The 13,541-nt window shown below is 40.5% G+C and carries 9 protein-coding genes and 2 tRNA genes; 6 read left to right on the forward strand and 5 right to left on the reverse strand.

Translation table 11 applies throughout. The features are described from left to right. Complete coding sequence (gene ileS, locus GS399_RS08945) at window positions 1-3,393, reverse strand: isoleucine--tRNA ligase (protein ID WP_160844264.1); 3,393 nt, start codon at window positions 3,391-3,393, stop codon at window positions 1-3. 250 nt (window positions 3,394-3,643) lie between these two features. On the opposite strand from ileS, the gene GS399_RS08950 reads away from it, so the two are divergent. From GS399_RS08950 to recO, 3 genes are read left to right on the forward strand one after another with little or no spacing between them, the layout of a single operon-like run. After that, complete coding sequence (locus GS399_RS08950) at window positions 3,644-3,898, forward strand: signal peptidase (protein WP_160844265.1); 255 nt, start codon at window positions 3,644-3,646, stop codon at window positions 3,896-3,898. Between the two features lie 28 nt (window positions 3,899-3,926). After that, the gene (locus GS399_RS08955) at window positions 3,927-4,259 is read left to right on the forward strand and encodes a diacylglycerol kinase (RefSeq protein ID WP_160844266.1); all 333 of its coding nucleotides are present in this window, start codon (window positions 3,927-3,929) and stop codon (window positions 4,257-4,259) included. A 1-nt stretch (window position 4,260) separates the two neighbouring features. After that, on the forward strand, window positions 4,261-4,986 hold the full coding sequence (gene recO, locus GS399_RS08960) for a DNA repair protein RecO (RefSeq protein WP_160844267.1): 726 nt from the start codon (window positions 4,261-4,263) through the stop codon (window positions 4,984-4,986). Here the strand turns inward: recO and GS399_RS08965 are convergent. The 4 genes from GS399_RS08965 to GS399_RS08980 are packed head-to-tail and all read right to left on the reverse strand — an operon-like array spanning window position 4,983 to window position 12,610. Further along, complete coding sequence (locus GS399_RS08965; protein WP_160844268.1) at window positions 4,983-5,348, reverse strand: response regulator; 366 nt, start codon at window positions 5,346-5,348, stop codon at window positions 4,983-4,985. The genes recO and GS399_RS08965 overlap by 4 nt on opposite strands. Before the next feature lie 9 nt (window positions 5,349-5,357). Then, window positions 5,358-10,556 carry a PAS domain S-box protein gene (locus tag GS399_RS08970; RefSeq protein ID WP_160844269.1) on the reverse strand — a complete coding sequence of 1,733 codons (5,199 nt, stop codon included), beginning with the start codon at window positions 10,554-10,556 and terminating at the stop codon, window positions 5,358-5,360. Window position 10,557: 1 nt separating this feature from the next. Continuing rightward, window positions 10,558-12,105, reverse strand: a complete 1,548-nt coding sequence (locus GS399_RS08975; RefSeq protein ID WP_255491610.1) for a GAF domain-containing protein — start codon at window positions 12,103-12,105, stop codon at window positions 10,558-10,560. Next, window positions 12,050-12,610 carry a biliverdin-producing heme oxygenase gene (locus GS399_RS08980; RefSeq protein ID WP_160844270.1) on the reverse strand — a complete coding sequence of 187 codons (561 nt, stop codon included), beginning with the start codon at window positions 12,608-12,610 and terminating at the stop codon, window positions 12,050-12,052. Before GS399_RS08980 ends, GS399_RS08975 begins: the two co-directional genes overlap by 56 nt. Before the next feature lie 156 nt (window positions 12,611-12,766). Here GS399_RS08980 and GS399_RS08985 point away from each other — a divergent pair. The 3 genes from GS399_RS08985 to GS399_RS08995 all read left to right on the forward strand — a co-directional run bounded on the left by GS399_RS08985 (window position 12,767) and on the right by GS399_RS08995 (window position 13,493). Beyond that, window positions 12,767-12,841: transfer RNA gene (locus GS399_RS08985), tRNA-Val, on the forward strand. Between the two features lie 34 nt (window positions 12,842-12,875). Further along, window positions 12,876-12,950 (forward strand) — tRNA-Val (locus GS399_RS08990). Between the two features lie 162 nt (window positions 12,951-13,112). Beyond that, on the forward strand, window positions 13,113-13,493 hold the full coding sequence (locus GS399_RS08995; RefSeq protein ID WP_160844271.1) for a hypothetical protein: 381 nt from the start codon (window positions 13,113-13,115) through the stop codon (window positions 13,491-13,493). Window positions 13,494-13,541: the final 48 nt, after the last annotated feature.

The raw sequence follows: 13,541 nt of genomic DNA on the forward strand, positions 1-13,541 counted from the left end.
TTAAGCTTTCGTTATAAAAATAGCAAGTTCAGAGCCATCTATCTCAACCTTGTTTCCCTGATTAAGGTTATCGTCAAGCTCAAATGAGTTTGCCAAGATTTCGGCGCAAATATATTGTAAATTATTTCTTACCGCTTCAGCAATGTAAGGATTATTGCTAGTTCTGACCGTGATTTTATCCGTCACTTCCAGCCCATTTTCTTTGCGTAAATTCTGAACCCTATTTATCACCTCCCTTGCTATTCCTTCTTGTTTTAATTCATTGGTGATGGTAACATCTAAAGCCACAGTTAGTTTGCCTAAATTTGCAACCTGCCACCCTGGAACATCCTCTGCGATGATTTCCACATCTTCCAATCCAATTGAGTAAGCGTTGTTCAATATCGCGATAGAACCTTCGGCTTCGAGGAATTGAATATTTTCCTGACTAAAGGCATTAATCGCCTCACCGACAGCTTTCATATCCTTCCCAACTTTTTTACCAAGGGTTTTAAAATTCGGTTTTATCTTTTTCTTAATGATTCCCGATGTGTCAGTTATGTAGTCAATCTGCTTGATATTCGTTTCCGAAAGTATCAGGTCTTTAATTGTTTCGACCTTCTGATGAAAAGAATTGTCGAGCACCGGAAGCAGAATTTTGTTTAATGGCTGCCGAACATTAATGCCTATCTTTTTCCGGAGCGATAAAACCAGCGAGGAGATATCCTGGGCAAGAGCCATTCGTTCTTCCAGGTTTTTATCGACCAGTTCGGTGTGATACAGCGGATAATCGGCCAGGTGCACAGATTGTGACTGGTCTTTGCCGGTGGCAGCATTCAAATCCTGGAACAACCTGTCGCTAAAGAAAGGAGCAATTGGCGACATTAATTTGGCTATCGTATCCAAACAGGTGTAAAGTGTCTGGTATGCCGAAATTTTATCTTCTGTATAATCACCTTTCCAAAAACGGCGACGGCATAATCTTACATACCAGTTGCTTAAATGCTCATCCACGAAATTCTGGATAGCACGGGCAGCTTTAGTTGGCTCGAAATCCGCATAAAAGGCATCAACCTCCTTGCTTAAGGTATTTAACAACGAGATGATCCAGCGATCAATTTCCGGGCGCTTTGCAAGCGCAATATCTGCTTCCTTATATTCAAATCCGTCGATATTCGCGTAAAGTGCGAAAAAAGCATAGGTATTATAAAGTGTTCCGAAAAATTTACGACGCACTTCATCCAGGCCTTCGATGTTAAATTTCAGGTTATCCCAAGGCGAAGCATTGCTGATCATATACCAGCGGGTGGCATCAGCGCTATACTGATCAATAGTTGAAAAAGGATCGACGGCATTACCAAGACGTTTCGACATTTTGTTGCCGTTTTTATCAAGCACCAGGCCGTTCGAAACCACATTTTTAAATGCTACACCCGGATTTCCTACGTTCGAATTAACGACTTTTATCTCGTCGCTTGTTTCGCTTAACATTACTGCGATTGCATGCAGCGTAAAAAACCAGCCACGTGTCTGATCAACTCCTTCAGCTATAAAGTCCGCAGGATAAGCGTTCTCGAATTCCTGTTTATTTTCAAAAGGAAAATGCCATTGCGCGTATGGCATGGCTCCTGAATCAAACCAAACGTCGATCAGATCCGGTTCGCGGAACATTTTTTTGCCGGTTGATGAAACCAATACTACATCATCAACATACGGGCGGTGCAGATCTTCAATCTTGAAAGAAGATTCCATAAATCCGGCATCCACCGATTTAGCTATTGCTGTATTAAGTTCTGCTATCGAACCGATACAAATTTCTTCAGAACCGTCTTCCGTGCGCCAGATTGGCAACGGTGTGCCCCAATAACGGGAACGTGATAAATTCCAGTCGACTAAATTTTCGAGCCAATTACCAAAACGGCCGGTTCCTGTAGCTTCAGGTTTCCAGTTTATGGTTTTATTAAGCTCGACCATTTTTTCTTTTACCGCGGTTGTTTTAATAAACCAGCTATCCAGCGGATAATAAAGAACCGGTTTATCAGTACGCCAGCAGTGTGGGTAACTGTGTTCGTACTTTTTAACGTCGAATGCTTTATTGTCTTCTTTTAACTTGATGGCGATAAGAACATCGGTTCCCTTAAAATCCGGCGACTGGCGTTCCTCATCACTGTAATACTCTTCCTTCACAAAACGGCCGGCGAAATCGGTTACTTCTTTAACGAACCGCCCCTGACGGTCGACAAGCGGGTATTCATTTCCTTTTTCATCAGTCACCATTACTGAAGGTACGCCGTTCTCACGGGCGGCACGAAAGTCGTCAGCGCCATAAACCGAAGCCGTATGAACGATTCCCGTTCCATCTTCTGTGGTAACGAAGTCTGCAGGAATAACACGAAACGCATTCTTTTCCAGGTTTTCATTCGTTACATAAGGCATTAACTGGAAATAACGTAGGCCAACCAGGTCGGCACCGGTAAACTCGGCAGCGATCTCCCACGGTATCAATTTATCGCCGGGCTTATAATCCTGAAACGATGCGTTTTGGGCCTCAGCTTTAAAATATTTTCCAACCAACGTTTTGGCCAACACCACACTTACCGGCAAAAAAGTGTATTGATTGAACGTGCGGATTTTCACATATTCAATTTTTTCGCCTATGGCAAGAGCACAGTTTGACGGCAATGTCCATGGAGTAGTTGTCCAGGCAAGGATTGTTGTATCTTCAGCCTCGTTTTGAAACAACTGGGAAATTAAAGGATGAACCTGATCTGGCTTGATTCGAAACTCCGCAACGATCGAGGTATCCTTAACCATCTTATAGGTCCCCGGCTGATTTAACTCATGCGAACTTAATCCCGTTCCCGCAGCTGGCGAAAATGGCTGAACAGTATAGCCCTTATAAAGCAGGCCCTTGCTGTAAAGCTGTTTCAATATCCACCAGAGTGTTTCAATATACTCGTTTTCGTAAGTCACATATGGATTTTCAAGATCGACCCAATAACCCATTTTCTCGGTTAAGTCATTCCAAACGTCCGTATATTTCATCACTTCTTTACGACACGCAGCGTTATAATCTTCAACAGATATTTTTTTTCCGATATCGTCTTTAGTGATTCCTAATGTTTTTTCTACAGCCAGCTCAATAGGAAGGCCATGTGTATCCCAGCCACCTTTACGTTTAACCTGGAAACCTTTCAAAGTTTTATAGCGGCAAAAAATGTCTTTAATGGAACGCGCCATCACATGGTGGATGCCGGGCATTCCATTTGCCGAAGGCGGGCCTTCGTAAAATGTATATGGCCTGGATGATGGGCGGTTTAATACGCTTTTTTCAAAGATTTTATTTTCCTTCCAGTACTCAAGTATGTCTTTACCTATCTGAGATAGGTTTAGTTGCTTATATTCTTTATACATCAGCGCTTTAGCTCTCCAAAATTAAGGTTGCAAATTTAGGTGTTTTGTGTTAAAAAAAGATGCATATATCCAGGTTAGCAAATCTTTTGACTTTTATGCCAGATGTAGCTTCATTACGTTTGAGGCTCAGTCCTAAGACAATCCAGCCGATACATCATTGATTGTTATGAAAACAAGAATTAAAATTTCTTAATTTGCTTTGTGGCCGAAACAGTTCATCTTTTGTTTGGTTAGAACTTAAAATCATAAAATGCTGGTACGAAATAAATATATGCGTTGGGGAATATGGTTATTGATAGCCGGAGTTCTGCTTGTTCTGCTGGGTGAATATTTAAAAACACAAGATACCTGGTACGGTGGTGCGCTAACACTAGGCGTTGTATTATTTATTGCAGGCTTTGTGCTTTTCTTTTACAGCTTGTTACGTAAGATCGATCGGCGTTCTTTGCTAAGAGAGCGCCGGGTTGAACAGCAGAAAAACGATTCAGAAGGAATTAATCCCTAATTTTTAAAACTTGATCAAAAAAATTTTAATGGGATTTGTTTACGCGGCTAAAGGGATTTCTTACGCGTTTAAAAGCCAGGTAAATTTCAAGATTGAGATTTTTATCGCTCTCGCAGCAATCATTATTTCATTCATTCTTAAGATTAGCTTTCACGAATTTTTGTGGATTATATTATCAATAGCCATTGTTTTAATTGCTGAACTGTTAAATACAGCCATTGAAATTCTCGTCGATTTTGTCTCACCCGGTTACCACGAAAAAGCCGGGCGAATAAAAGATATATCTGCAGGACTGGTACTTGTTGCCGCCATCGCGTCAGCCTGCATTGGCGCTTTCATTTTTTTGCCAAAGTTATTTTAACATGCTGCATAAAACCCGTGGCATCGTTTTCAAAACTACCGATTACTCTGAGAGCAGCGTCGTTGTGCAAATTTTTACGGAAAAATTCGGGTTGCAATCGTACCTAATAAACGGCGTAAAAAAAAGTAAAAGCAAAATCAGGTATAACATGTTGCAGCCACTTCATTTACTGGACATGGTTGTATACAACAAACCGACGGGAAATATCCAACGGGTTGCCGAACTCAAAAACGATCCCGTATTTCAAACCATTCCGTACGATATTATTAAAAGTTCACTAGCGATGTTTCTGAATGAAATGCTCTATAAAAGCGTCAAACAGCAATCAGCCGATGAACAGTTGTTTGAATACTTGTACACTTCGATTCATCTACTAGATAGAACAGAATCCGGGCTTCAAAATTTTCACCTGTATTTTTTGCTTCGGCTGACCAGGCACCTGGGCTTTTTTCCTGACCTTACTTTGGCCGGTAAGGCAAACTATTTTGACCTTAAGGACGGGGCTTTTACCGCCCATCCTTCTTCGCATAGTTTTGTATTGCAACAGCCGCACACCGGTTATTGGGCAGCGTTATTATCGCATAGCTTCGACAAGCTACACACAATAAAAATTGCCAATGCAGACCGCAGGGTTTTACTTTCAAAACTTATAGATTATTACCGCCTGCATGTAGAGAACATGGGCGAAATCAAATCTTTACAAGTTTTAGAAGAGATATTGAGTTAGTCGTGTACCAGCACGCTGTTTATTTTACTTTCGAGCTCCTGTATATCAAAAGGTTTCGGCAAAAATGTGTCAGCACCGGCTTGTTGCGCAAGTGTGTGAATATCGTTGTTGGCTGAAAAATAAACCACGGGAATTTGTTTTAAATCTGCTTCATTTTTCAAGGCTCTCGTCGCCACAATTCCGCCTGTATCCGGAATCCAGTTATCCATTAATATCACATTAGGAGCAATGTCACGAACACGCTTCACAATGTCATTACAGTTTTCGGATGTAAAAACTTCCCACCCCTGTTCAGATAGTATATAACTGCATATAGAAAGTATGTCTATATCGTCATCAAAAATAAGTATGCGGTTTGCCATTATGTCTATTTAGTTCTCAAGCTCGTTTCGTCCAAACGATTGAATTTGTATTGCCTGAGTTATTGCATTATCGCCAATTGGTATTGTAAACCAAAAAGTGGACCCTTTCCCCTCATTACTTTCTACACCGATCTTTCCGCCATGGCGTTCAACAATCTCAGCGCAAATGTATAATCCCAAACCTAACCCAGAAAATTTTTGAGAAGATTCCTGAACCCGGAAAAATCTGTCAAAAATGTATGGTAGCTTGTCGGTCGGTATTCCAATCCCGAAATCTGTAACAGCGATTTTTAAATAATTGTTTTCGGGTTTTATATTTAAAATGATTTTTTTTGAGTCGGGCGAATATTTAACGGCATTGGACAAGAAATTAATTATTACCTGCTCCAAGCGATGCTTATCGGCAGTTATATCAGCGTCAGCATCTCCTTCTATCGAAAATTCGTAATGCTCTGCCGTAACTTTGACCTGATCAAGGCAATCCATTATAACCGGTTTAAGTTTAAAATCTGACAAGTTAAGTTTCATTTTGCCGGCCTGGATCTTTGTCACGTCGAGCAAATCTTCAATTAAACCAGTAAGTTTATCAACCTGCGAGTTAGCTTTTTCGATGAAATGATTTACCTGCCTGAGATCCCCATTCTTTTTTGTTAAACGCTCAACTATCTGTAAAGAAGCCTTCATACTGGTGATCGGAGTTTTCAGCTCATGGCTTGCGATACTCATAAATTCATCCTTCTTTCTCATTAAAAGCTTGGTAGCCTGCTGAGCCATTTCCTGCTCGGTAATGTCTGTGAAACTGCCAATGTAACCCTGGAAATTAGGATCGAATACCGGGTTGCTTTGGGCAAGCACCCATCTGTAAATACCGTCCTTACGTCGAAGTCTGAACTTTGACCGATAAACGATATGCTGTTCAAACGCCCTTTTAAATTTTTCGGTTTCAATTCCACGATCATCCTGGTGATAACTTGCCCAAAAAGCCGAACCAAGGCTATCTTCAAAAGAAATACCGGTAAAATCAATCCACGGTTTGTTTACATAGGTTAAACATTGATTCTCATCAATCTTCCAGATCATAAATGGCGTTTGATCTGCAAGTTGTCTGAAACTCTCGCCAGTTATCTTCAATGCTTCGGTGATGATTTTTTGATCATGAAAATCCGTACTTGTCCCCACCCACATAGAAACCATTGTCGTCTCGTCCTTTTGCAATATAGCACGCGTAATGTGCCAGCGGTATTTTCCGTCAGCAGCAAGCAAACGGTGCTCAACTTCATAGTTTGTGCCGGTTTGTACTGCGTTTTCCCAGCTATCTAATGTTTTTTGAAGATCATCAGAGTGAATTATCGTTACCCAGCTATCACCCAAAAGCTTATCTAGATTTAAGCCCGTATATTTTAAAAAGGTATCGTTATAATAATCGACAAACCCTGTTTCTGTAGCGGTCCAGATTTTTTGTGAAATTGAATTTGCCAGGTATTGAAACCGCTTTTGCAATGATGCTTCTTTTCGCTGCATCTGCTTTTGTTCGGTGATGTCAATTATATATGTTACGTTAGCTTTTGATTCTTCATTGAGCACAGTAGCCCCGAGCATCACATCTATGCGGCTTCCGTCTTTCCGAAAATATTGCTTCTCAAACGGAGGGCAAACTCCTGTGGTTTCAAGCAACATAACAGCGTGTTCAGATGCTGGTATAAATTCTTTCGGTGTAATATTTTCCCAGTTTAGGCTGCCGTCTTCAAGCTCCTGCCGTGTATATCCCAGCATATTCAACAGCACGTCGTTACATTCAACTATTTGCCCGTTTACTTTGGTAAACGCCATACCAATGAGATTCGATTCAAACACGCGCCTGAACTGAAGCTCACTGGTATGAAGCTTCATTTCAGTTTCCTTTAGCTTGGAGATATCAAGCATTGAGCCTATCATCCTAAAAGGCGTTCCGAATTCATCATGTGAAATAAGGGCCCGGTCGAGAATAACGAGGTAATTCCCGCTAGCGGTCTGAAAACGGAACTCTTGCTCCCATTTGTTCTGCCCGTTATTTATCGTTGCGTTGAGGTTCTCTAACACTTTTGGTCTGTCGTCCGGGTGAATTTTGCTCCTCCAAAAAGCGAATGTCTTAATTTGATCCGTATCCTCATATCCAAAAATTGAATTGAAGCGCTGGCTCCACCAGGTGGTATTATTGGTTAGATCACGATCCCAGATAACTTCGTTGGTTGCCTGCGAAACCATTATGAAACGCTCCTGGCTTTTTACCAGCTCCTGCGTCCGATCGGTTACACGTGTTTCCAAATCCTGATTCAGTACTTTCAAGCTTTCACGTGCCGAAATCAGTTCGTTATAATTTTTCCTTAAACGCTGTTCTGCAACCCTGCGCTGCGTAACATCTGTTAGCGTTGCCACGAAACCATCCAGCATTTTAACCGCAACCAATTCAAACCATTTTCCCACACTGCCAAGGCTTATTTCACCCTGATACGGTTCATTCTTCTCTACGACTTTAACATAGTGCTCAAACAGCCCGTTAACTGTAAGTTCCGAAACGTCATTTTTTAGTTTGATATTATCGTTATCTGGTAAAAACTCCTTAGATGCTTCATTGCTGGTCACCAGCCTGAAATCGACTATTTTATTTTCGTGGTTGCGAATGCTTTCCAATACCAACACGCCACTCACGCTAGCGTTAAACACTGAATTAACGATGTTATTAAGCTGTTTTATCTGACTAACGTCGACAAAGGTGACAACAAGTCCGTCGATTGATTTATCCTGACGGACATAAGGCATAATGCGCATAATGCTTGCCTTTCCATCAGGAAGATTGATCTCACGCTCGATTTCCTTTCCTGTCTGCTGAACGTTTTTAATATCCTCGGTAAAATCTTCCGACTTAATATTATTTGAAATGTGGCTAATCGGCCGACCAATATCCGACTCGATCAGGTTTACCATTTTTACTGCTGCCGGATTAAATTTACGTATCTGCAGATCAGAATCTAGGAATATCTGGCCAATGTATGTGCTTTTAAAATAGTTGTTCAGGTCGTCGTTCAGATTGATAAGCTCGCGGATTTTAAGTTGATGTTCCGTGTTGAGCGTATGCAATTCTTCGTTCAACGATTGCAGCTCCTCATTACTTGATTGTAATTCTTCATTTGATGAAAGCAGCTCTTCATTGCTCGACTGCAACTCTTCATTAGTTGTCTCCAGGCTTTCGACGGCTAATTGCAGGTTGCTGCGTGTTTCATTGAGCTCTGATTCAAGCTCCTGGACGTATTGAGTTTGATCTGCTCCAACAGCATAATCTCCTTCTTCCAGACTTGTTTCAAACGATGGCTGCTTATTTTCACCTAAAACAACCAACGTAAGCTGGGTATCCGGGTTGACAGGCTTTACAACTACCGAGATGAAGTTGTCTTTATCAAGATTTTTAACCCTTACACTTTTTAAATATACTTTTTGCCGCTCTTTCCAGACCTTACGTATAGCAGTATTTAACGCTACAGATAATTCCGGCGGAACCATTTTAAGAATATTGAGATTCAGTTTCTGTTGTGGCAATGAAAGAAATCTGCCAAAATCGCCAAGTGATTCCTTGATCTCGTAATTCGAATCAATAAAAAAACTTACAAATCCGAAATCTTCTAAGATCGTCTGGTTAAATTCACTAGTTATCGAAGACACTACATGAGAGCTTGGACTAACCCGGGGCGGAATAATCGGCCGTTGCAAAGTTGCAGGCGCAGAAATTAATTCCCGGTTTTCATATTTAAAATTTCCTGTCTTTTTATAAATCTTCCATTTTCCATCGATCTCCTGAAATGCAGTTTTTAAATGCGAAGCCGTTTCACTTGGGCCGAGAAACAAAAACCCGCCTTTATTAAGTGAAAAATGAAATGTTGAAAGTATTTTTTGCTGCAGTATTGAATTCATGTAAATCAGCATATTGCGGCAGGTAACTAAATCATTTTTAATGAAGGGAGGATTTTTGGCTATATCATGAACTGCGAACACAATATTTTTTCTGATACCGGGAATAGCAGAGTAAGTTTTACCATTTCTAATGAAATATTTATTAAGTAAATCCTGGCTGATGTTTTTATCAATTGCTAAAGGAAACATATTTTTTGCAGCGGCGTCGATATTTGCAGGATCGAGATCCGTTGCAAATATTTTAAAAGTTATCCGGCTCCTTTTCTTTTCAAGGAACTCATTCAGCAGAATGGCGATTGAATAGGCCTCTTCCCCGGTGCTGCAAGCCGTTACCCAAATTTTAATGTATTCGTCTTTTTGCTTTTGAGCTAAAATATCCGGGAAAACGCTTTCTTCTAAAACTTTAAAAGCAGCCGGATCTCTAAAAAACTGAGTAACGTTTATAAGGAAGTCCTCACCCATTTCCTGAGCATCATTTGGCGATTGTTGAATCGATTCAATAAGTTCCTCAAGTGATTTAAATCCTTTCTGAGTAATTCGACGGCTAATTCGCCTGATGATTGTTGGTGTTTTATAGTACTGAAAATCATACCCGCTATGATCATAAATCAGTTTAAAAAGCATGTTTAAAAGAGCTTCATCAACTTTTCCGCCGTTTAAGATATGCCCCGGAGCCTCCTTTACATAATTAAAAATCTCATTGGGAATCATTTCAGGCGATAATATCAGGTCTGCTACGCCGGCGTTGATTGCGCTTAACGGCATTCCGTCAAATTTTGAAGTTGCCGGCTCCTGGACAATAACGAGGCCGCCTTGCTTTTTTATCATTTCGGCACCTATTGTACCATCGGTACCTGTACCTGATAAAATCATGGCGATCGCCCGGCTTCCTGCGTCTTTCGCCAACGACGAAAAAAATCGGTTGATCGCTGTGTTCGGCCCTTTTTTGTCTTTTTTTTCTGAGAGAATGATCCGGCCATCATGTATCACAATCAGCTTATTATTCGGGATCACATAAACACATTCACGCTGAACGGTCATCCCGTTTTCGGCTTCGAAAACCCGCATGTGTGTATGTTTAGCAATCAGCTCTACCAATAAGCTTTTATAGTCGGAAGACAAATGCTGAATAATTACAAAAGAAAAGGCGTCATGCTGTGGCATGTGATCGAAAAACTCATGAATTGCTTCCAGTCCGCCGGCGGAAGCCCCAATAGCAACTATATAATGTTTCTTTCCACGAGTGGCCTCAGCTTTAGCCATATTAATTATTAAGGTATCTTGTTGTGTATTCAAATAAAAAACTGCGAAAATCTTCTGCCGATGAAAGCTCTTCTTCTGACCAGGGAAGGGATGTTTGCTTTACAGTTTCTTTCCAAACCTGAAACGAGTTCCGCGGATGATAATTTTTCCCGTCAGGTTCAAAATTTATTGCCTGATTCGGATTACCGCCCCATTCAATATCCTGGATAACTTCTTTCCGAAATCCGATAATATAATCGCCCCGATCGGCATTTATCGGCAAAACGATAACGCCGCTCGCGACTTCGGCATAGTCCTCTGCATTCTCGTAAATGGCCGATAAATTTATTTCGCTAAAAGTTTTGTCGATATTTTTAGCTTGTAACCAATAACTGAGATTCTCCATGTCCTGGACAGATGGTGTAATACCAATGCTGTTTATTTTACCCTTAAAAGCTATACAAACTCCATCGGCACGAAGCAAATCGCCTACAGTAACTTCATTTAAAAGCAGACCCTTCACCAAATCATTTTCTGTGTAAATATTATCAATTAATCTCTCACGCGTTTGTTGCAAAGACGACAAAAATTCAAACTTCTTTTTATTTATAGCAGACGCTATCTTACCGGAAATCACCATCGATAACAGCTCAAATGACGAGCAAATTTCGTAATTCAGATATTTTGGAGTCTTGTTATGGCACGAGATCAGGCCCCATAATTTTTCATCTTTTATTATCCTGATTGAAAGAGAAGCCGCCACATCCATATTCTTAAGATATTCTACATGTACCGACGCCACGCTCCGCATATTACAGTCAGAAAGATCGAGGAATGACATGTTATGGGGATTTATAATCGGGAACAGCTTTATAGGCTGATAGTCACGGTCGGGTATAAAGCGGTAAGCATTGTTCTGGTACATCGCTCTTGCCTGCTTCGGAATATCTGATGCTGGAAACTTATGGCCAAGATAGGGGTGCATTCCTTCTTCATGCTTTTCGGCAACTACCGTTCCGTTCCAGTCCTGGTCAAACTGATACATCAAAACGCGGTCAAAACCTGAAAGATTTTTCAGTTCAGTTACGGCAATTTCGCAAACTTTTTCAACGGAATTACCAAGCTCGATTTTAGCAAAAATATACTTCAGCTGCTGGTAGAAATCTATGAACTTTCGTGGATTACTGTACCTGTTTTTTTCCACTTCAATTAGCAGGAGATCGTTTTTGCTATGTACAAGTGCGAGGTGCTCATTTCCGGCGATAGTTATTGCTATCGGAACTTTATCGCGAATGCCTTCGTTATATTTTTGCAACAGCACTTCCACCTGAGGAATAAAGCGTCCCAACTGACTGTTAATAATTTCTGCAAGTGGTTTATCAAAAAGCTCAGTGACATTTTCACTTACCTGGATAATTTTCATTTCGCTGGCTTCAACAATCAACAGATAACCATATGGTTGAATCATATTCGTTTGATTGAGCGGCAAGCGACCGCAGAAATCGGAATCGTAATTAGTTTTGTTCATCAATCCAAGCCTTAAAGCAAGCAAACGTATCTTTTGCAGCATGTAGCACCTCGCCTTGCTGTGAATCAGTTAAATCCTGATCCAACAATAATTTAAACGAGTTCCACATATGGAAAGTATTCTCTCCATAGCTATTAAAAAATGCGGTGCCGCGATTGGAGCCTAATTTGTCGACGATCATTTTGCTGATCACCTTACCGCCAAGCGTTGAACCTTCAAGTACATATAACGCGCCCAAACATTGTTCATGAGTACTTATTTCGGGCAATTTTGTGCAAACTGTAAGCTCTGTAAAGGCACCGCGCGACAACTTTGCGAGATCATCTTCCAGCAAGGCTGTTTTACGCCTGTGCGGATAATCTGGCATCCGGTGTAAATCAACACTTTTATCGGTTAAAAGTTCAATTGGTTTTAGATAACCCAGAAAATTCTTGATTATTAGGAGATAGTCTTCTTCTTCCTCTATCGCTTTAATACGTCGAACTAATGCCTTTTCGAGGGATTGATGTTCTGTTTCAGTAAACTCTTTTAATTGTGCACTAAGCATGTAAATAAACAAATGGATAAGCCGCTAAATTAAGTTTTAGCATCCATTAAAATAAATACAGTGATAATCAGAACAGTTATACCGCTACATGATTTATTTTAAAAAAAATTTTGGATAGTAGAAGTTTGCCTCTATATTTGCAGTCCCAAACGCAAGGGAGGCTTAGCTCAGCTGGTTCAGAGCATCTGCCTTACAAGCAGAGGGTCACTGGTTCGAATCCAGTAGCCTCCACAAACCCCGAAGAAATTCGGGGTTTTTTAGTAAAGGGATATTAGCTCAGCTGGTTTAGAGCACTACCTCGACAAGGTAGGGGTCACTGGTTCGAACCCGGTATGTCCCACAACCTCAGAGAAATCTGAGGTTTTTTTGTTTAATATTATCCAAGAAGGTCGTAACTTTATTTGTTTTATTAGTCACCTGCGCTGAAAACACTACTGACTTATTTTCCTATTTTCAGTTCGTCTACAAATTGTTATTTTTAAATAACCTAATTAAACAAACCATGAAAATAACTCTACTTTCTCTGGCTCTATGTACTATCCTGTTTTCTGCCTGTAAGAAAAAAAATGAAGCGCCTGCATCAGGTATCAATATTCGGATTGAGAACAAAAGCTCTTATCAGTTTGACAATGTACTAGTTTGGGCTGGCGACGTAAAAAACAATTATGGTTCAATTAAGCCGGGCCAAACCTCCGAATACAAAATCTTTAATGAAGCGTATCGCTATGCTTACGTAAAGCTGAACGTAGGTGAAAAAGAATTTATTCTTCAACCGATTGATTATGTTGGCGAAACCCCGCTAGAAGCCGGCAAGTACACCTACCAGCTAACTGTTTCAAATTATGATCAAAGCCGGTTAAATCTTTCTTATAAAAAGGATTAGCGCCATAATAATCCGATAACTCTGTTAACTTTCTGCATATTTAAGCAT

Origin of the sequence: Hufsiella arboris (assembly GCF_009834875.1) — a bacterium.
Taxonomy (GTDB): domain Bacteria; phylum Bacteroidota; class Bacteroidia; order Sphingobacteriales; family Sphingobacteriaceae; genus Hufsiella_A; species Hufsiella_A arboris.